The following is a 6,025-nucleotide window of genomic DNA, read 5'->3' as shown; positions in this document are numbered from 1 at the left end:
TTATATCCGAATTGAAGGCATCGGCATTCCGGAACATCCCAAACATAGAAATGGGGCTGGCATTAAACCTGTTGTTCCATAGCTGCATATTGGTTCCTTGAAAAGCCAAAGCACTATTGAACATAAAGTTAAAATCTGTACAGCTAGTAGGCATCCAGTTGCCTAAATCCGCATTGAAAACAGTCGCGCCACTGAACATCCTGTTCATGGTGGTCACGTTGCTTACGTCCCAATTGCCGATCTCCCGGTTGAAGACACCGTTGCTTTCAAACATTCTTGCCATGTTGGTTACGTTGGTAGTCACCCAGCTCGTTATATCCGAATTGAAGGCATTGGCATTCCGGAACATCCCAAACATAGAAATGGGGCTGGCATTAAACCTGTTGTTCCATAGCTGCATATTGGTTCCTTGAAACGCTGCGGCATTCAAGAACATTTCGGTAAAGTTAGTTACACTACTCACATTCCAGTTGCCTAAGTCCTGATTAAATATGGAGGTATTCGTAAACATTCTGAACATGGTAGTCACATTACTTACATCCCAATTGCCTATGGCCTGATTAAAGGGGCCATTATCCCAAAACATCTCTGCCATGTTGATTACATTGGTGGTGACCCAGCCCGTAATGTCGCCCGTTAAGGCATCGGCATTTCTGAACATTCCAAACATGGAGATATTGGTCCCATTAAACCGACTGTTCCATAGTTGCAGGTTGGTTCCCTGAAAGGCAGCGGCATCCAAGAACATGTATCTAAAACTAGTTACACTACTTACATCCCAATTGCCAATATCCTGATTAAACGTAGTGTTCCCCCGAAACATCTCTGCCATGCTGGTCACGTTGGTAGTGACCCATCCAGAGATATCGCCCGTCAATGTATTGGCGCCTCTAAACATTCCGAACATTGAAATATTGGATGCATTGAATCGATTGTTCCACCCGTTTAGATTGATTCCTTGAAAAGCAGGAGTATCCCGGAACATCTCAGAGAAACTAGTTACATTACTTACATCCCAATTACCCATATCCTGGTTAAACGCACTGGCGAAAATGAACATTCTGAACATGCTAGTCACATTACTTACGTTCCAAGTATTGAACGCAGGAGTACCAATTAGCGAGGTGCAACCACGAAACATCTCATTCATACTGGTTACTCCGGAAAGATCCGGTGCATCGGTTGCTGTAATATCCAAGTTGGTACAACCATAATATGCTTGGCTCATTGAAGTCCAGGCGATACTACTACCCCATTGATTGATATCAAGGATTTTTTGCCTGTCCCCTCCATTATTAAAAACAATACGTTGTAGGTTTCCCGCTGCAGAAATGGCATTCCTCATAGTTACCTGTATCACACCATTAGCATAGCCATGTGATGTAACATCAATGGTAATTGTTCCGGTTTGGTCCAGTAGTTCATAACTGCCATCATTTCCCAAATCCACATCGTAGGTTCCTACAGCCGGGATTCTGATTGAATTAACATCTGATGAGCCAGGGAGAGTGGTATCCCAGGTGGTAATAAATTCCTGAGCCAAGATATTTTCAGTACAAACTAAGCTCAATACAATTAAGACTATCTTAAAAGTAGCATTTAAACTTTTTGCTTTGTTTTGCATATTATTCTTAGGATTTAAACTAATCCCCGTTAAATTTACTTTGGCATGTAAAACATTATATCCATTGGATAAACCGAGAATTGATAACTTGTAAAAAAGTTCACTTTTAAATTGCTCAAAAAGCAATTTTACTTTCGTTTTGAGGAATTGGGTAAAATTTTTCATAGGCAATGTTTTAATAACATTATACTGTTGTACTCTGCGAAAGGAACCATAGTATTACATGTTCCTTCTTATTATATTACTTTGTAAGTTTGTACTGTCGATACGTTTTTTTAGCACACCCCAGAAGTCGTATTGATATGTGAAGAATTTTGATAGTCTATTACCAGATGGTTTTGCGTCAGAACGCAAAATAAATACAGCAAAAACGTATTTATTTTGATGATTGACATTTCTTTTACTTTCAGAATAACAGAAGTCTGTATACTTTTGTAAGTAATTATTCGTTAATCGTAATTGACGATTAAAATTAATATCATAAATAAAAGGATAGAATAAAATCATAGTAATGGTTAATTATTCTTTAATTAATCGTTTATAGAACCTGCATTTGTTGTCTCGCCAAAGCCATACAATTGCAGGGTTATTTTGCCTTTGAAATAAATATTATTAACCCAATTTTTATATAAAAACTGTTTTATTTACATGATGGAAAGATGATAAACATTGTATTACAATGTTTATACAATATGAAGTTGAGCTTCTGTTAGTCCAATGATGTAAGTAGGTTATTAATATTAGTTCAATGAATTTGATAATTCGTTAAAATGCTAGCCAACTACAATAACAATTCATCAAATTGTGGGGTATGATTTCTTTATGATGAATTAGGTATGATTTTATGAATCGACAATTATAAACAATTAACAAATCATTAAGACCATACTAATTTATGTATTAATTTAACACGAATCACATAACAAAACAGTAGTTAAACTACGTTTTTACCATTATTCATGTTAAAAAGAAAACAAAAACACTTGGCGATTTTTAACATATCCACATTAAAACTGGAAGTTTTGTTTATGAATTTTTGTTTTTTAACACATTAACAAACAGATATTTACATGTTTTAAAGTTCTAAAAAAGCTAAACAATTTTGTTTTGCTTGTACTCTCTCTTAATGTTTTAACAGTTGTTTATAAATTATTCAAATAATCAAACCGTCTATTTTTTATCTACAAACAAGAAAAAAAACAACTTATAAATTTGAATATCAACAACTTAAAACATATTATAAAATTTGGTCAACCAAGCAGTATTTAACTGAAAAACATTATTATTTGAACAAGTAAAAACTAGTTTTCCTGTTAAAAAAATTAAATATTCGTTGTTTTTTGAATGTATACTATAAACACATTTTTCACAAGCCAAAAGAAATATTTCTTTTGGCTTGTGAAAAATGTGTTTGTTTAAGGTTTGAAAATCAGTTGTAAGCACCCCTAAAATTCGCTACAGTTGGAACTAGAAAATAACTGTAAATTTAGGACATGAAAAAAGTAGATTAAGCGAAGTACAAATCGTTAAGGTTTTGAAGCAACACGAATCAGGAGTTTCGGTTAAAGAACTCTGTAAAGAGCATGAAGTAAGTGCAGCCACTTTTTACAACTGGAAAAGTAAGTTTGGGGGTATGGATGCTCCTTAGCTTAAAAAGCTCAAAGAAATGGAATCTGAACTTTCTCGTTACAAGCAAATGTATGCAGAACTGGCTCACCAGAATTACGCTTTAAAGGATTTGATCGAAAAAAAGCTTTAAGGCCAACTGACAAGCGTGATAATGTAAGTTACTTGATCAAAGAAGTTACGGAAATATTAGAATATAACCCTTCCAGTATTTTTGTCAGAAGAATTGTTCGCCCTAAGTATATAGTGCCAGAAGATACTAAAATAGTAATTGGGGCACTTCCATCACTTCCAATTCCAAAAGGTAATGCAGGAGCTGGATTACTAGTCCATATTATGGTTAGCAAATTTGTTTATCATTTACCTTTTTACAGACAGCAACAAATATTTAAAAGCCAACATCTTGATATTAGCAGAGCAACATTATGTAATTGGTTTAATTCAACTACTAAGTTATTGGAACCTTTATATGATACTTTGCAAATAGAACTTTTAAAAAGTAGCTACCTTCAGATAGATGAATCTCCTATCGGAGTTCAGGATACTTCTAAAAAAGGAAAGCTTCATATGGATTATCACTGGGCACACCACGCTCCATTAGAACGATTGGTTTTATTTAAGTACGCTCCTAGTAGGTCAAAAAATGTCCCAGAGGAATTATTACAAGAGTATAATGGCATTATTCAAACCGATGGATATTCTGGATATGCAAACTTAAATACAAAAGGAAATATTATTTTATTGGCCTGTATGGCACATGCCAGAAGATATTTTGAAAAAGCACTGAATGAGGACGCATTCAGAGCCAGTTATGTATTGGAACAAATTCAAAAGTTATACGCTATAGAGCGAAAAGCAAGGAAACGTGAAAGTTCAGCTGAACAGAGAAAACGTTACCGCAAATTATATGCTGCTCCAATTTTAGATAGTTTAGAAAGTTGGCTTAAGGCACAGGCTCTTGAAATACTGCCTAAAAGCGCTATTGGAAAAGTCATTGGATATACATTAAAATTATGGGATAAACTAAAAAGATACATTGCTGATGGATGTTATGAGATTGATAATAACTTGGTAGAAAACACTATCAGACCACTTGCTTTAGGCAGAAAGAATTATCTGTTTTCTGGTTCTCATAGAGCAGCTCAAAAAGCTGCAATACTATATTCTTTGTTTGCCAGTTGTAAAATTAACAATATAGATCCCTACAGTTGGCTTAAAGATGTATTAGAAAACATACAAGAATGTAAAGCAAATCGATTATATGAATTATTACCTAACCATTGGAAGATGCCCCAAGTCAATGTTAGTAATTAACTGTTCATATAGTCTTGCCAGGTTACCAAGAGATATTTCTCTTTTATATCCAGAAATCCATATTCATAGCAGAAAAGATATACTTGTCCCTTTTTGTTTTTCCAATAATGTGTAAAATAAGATGGGTCAAAAACTACAGAAATATATACTCAAGTGGCTGTTAATAGTTTTAAGTTAATCAAAAGTCCCCTAGATTTGTAAATAAACATACATGGAATATAAAGGACATATATCCTTTATTCTATTGTTGTGCCTAATTTGAAAAATGAAAATATTTCCAACCAAAGAATTGAAATTTAAACTTATCGATGACCAAGGAGAAACGCTCAATCGATTGAAACGGAGAACAGAAAAGTCTGAAAATTTGACTTCTTCGCATACCGACAAATCATTTCGCGGAATTATAAACGGAAATGAATTTAAACTAATATCATCGGCAATTGGTAAAGGAGCATTTTGCGTGATGAATGGAACAATTGAATCTGATAGCGGAAACGTGAAAGTGGAAATCCATAAAGTCTTCAGGATTTTATTGAGTATATTTTTACTATTCCCAATAATTGGACTTGTAGCAATAACTGTAAGTGGAGCTGAGGAATTTTCGCCAATCTTAATTTTAGTCGTAATTGGACAAACATTAATAATTAGATATGCATTTATTGGGTTGACTTTTCGATTCTTATCGAAAGAAAGTCTGAACAAATTACGGGATGTACTTGATTTTGAATGGATAAAATGATTGTCGAAATAAATAACGCTTGGAATTGGAAAGGATTTAATGCGACCGAAATTATTCGGACAAATGACTTTGGTAACGTGATTTTCAAAACGGATAAAAACAAATATTGGAGAATCTGTCCCGAAGAAATTAGTTGTGAAAAAATTGCGGAATCAGAATCAGAGTTTGACCGACTTTCTACTGACTCTGAATTTATCGAAGATTGGGAAATGATAAATCTTGTGGTAATTGCAAAATCAGAACTTGGAGAATTAACAGAAAACCAAAAATACTGTTTAAAAATGCCCGCAGTTATTGGAGGAAAATACGACAAATCCAACATTGGAAAAATAAACTTTAAGGAACTAATTTCTTTTAGTGGAGATTTAGGGTTTCAAATAAAGGATCTGAAAAACGGACAGAAGATAAAATTGAACATAAAAAACTAGGCACAACAATTTGTCCTATGAAAAGCACTAGTTCAGTTTTCCAAAGTTAATATTTCTATTTAAATTATCTCATAATGATTACTTTGAAGTGTTTAAATGTTGGCAATTCTCTTCCTTTTGTTGCAAATTGTCAACATTTAAATACTTTATAACTTGCTCCGCATCCTATATGTGATCAGCTTCTAGAGCCGTCACCAGCATCTGTATGATTATAAGCTATAATAAACCTGGTCACTTGCTATAAAAATGTGATATCAATAATACGGATTCACCCACATTGTTTTGTGATACAGG

General features: G+C 33.9%; 5 protein-coding genes. 4 read left to right on the top strand and 1 reads right to left on the bottom strand.

Going from position 1 to position 6,025, the window contains the following annotated elements:
* A partial coding sequence (locus QBK95_RS22385; protein ID WP_280936795.1) for a BspA family leucine-rich repeat surface protein occupies nucleotides 1–1,789 on the bottom strand: 1,789 nt, incomplete at its 3' end.
* Between the two features lie 1,309 nt (nucleotides 1,790–3,098).
* On the opposite strand from QBK95_RS22385, the gene tnpA reads away from it, so the two are divergent.
* From tnpA to QBK95_RS22365, 4 genes are all read left to right on the top strand, one after another.
* Nucleotides 3,099–3,272 (top strand): IS66 family insertion sequence element accessory protein TnpA, encoded by a 174-nt coding sequence (gene tnpA, locus QBK95_RS22380; RefSeq protein WP_280936806.1) that lies wholly within the window; start codon nucleotides 3,099–3,101, stop codon nucleotides 3,270–3,272.
* Between the two features lie 143 nt (nucleotides 3,273–3,415).
* Complete coding sequence (tnpC, locus tag QBK95_RS22375) at nucleotides 3,416–4,564, top strand: IS66 family transposase (RefSeq protein WP_280936794.1); 1,149 nt, start codon at nucleotides 3,416–3,418, stop codon at nucleotides 4,562–4,564.
* A gap of 334 nt (nucleotides 4,565–4,898) precedes the next feature.
* On the top strand, nucleotides 4,899–5,303 hold the full coding sequence (locus tag QBK95_RS22370) for a hypothetical protein (protein WP_280936793.1): 405 nt from the start codon (nucleotides 4,899–4,901) through the stop codon (nucleotides 5,301–5,303).
* Entirely contained in the window at nucleotides 5,300–5,731 is a 432-nt protein-coding gene (locus QBK95_RS22365; RefSeq protein WP_280936792.1) for a T6SS immunity protein Tdi1 domain-containing protein, read from the top strand. Before QBK95_RS22370 ends, QBK95_RS22365 begins: the two co-directional genes overlap by 4 nt.
* Nucleotides 5,732–6,025: the final 294 nt, after the last annotated feature.

The organism is Aquimarina mycalae (assembly GCF_029906345.1).
In the GTDB taxonomy this organism is placed as follows: Bacteria; Bacteroidota; Bacteroidia; order Flavobacteriales; family Flavobacteriaceae; genus Aquimarina.
This window is presented reverse-complemented; position numbering and strand designations above follow the sequence as displayed.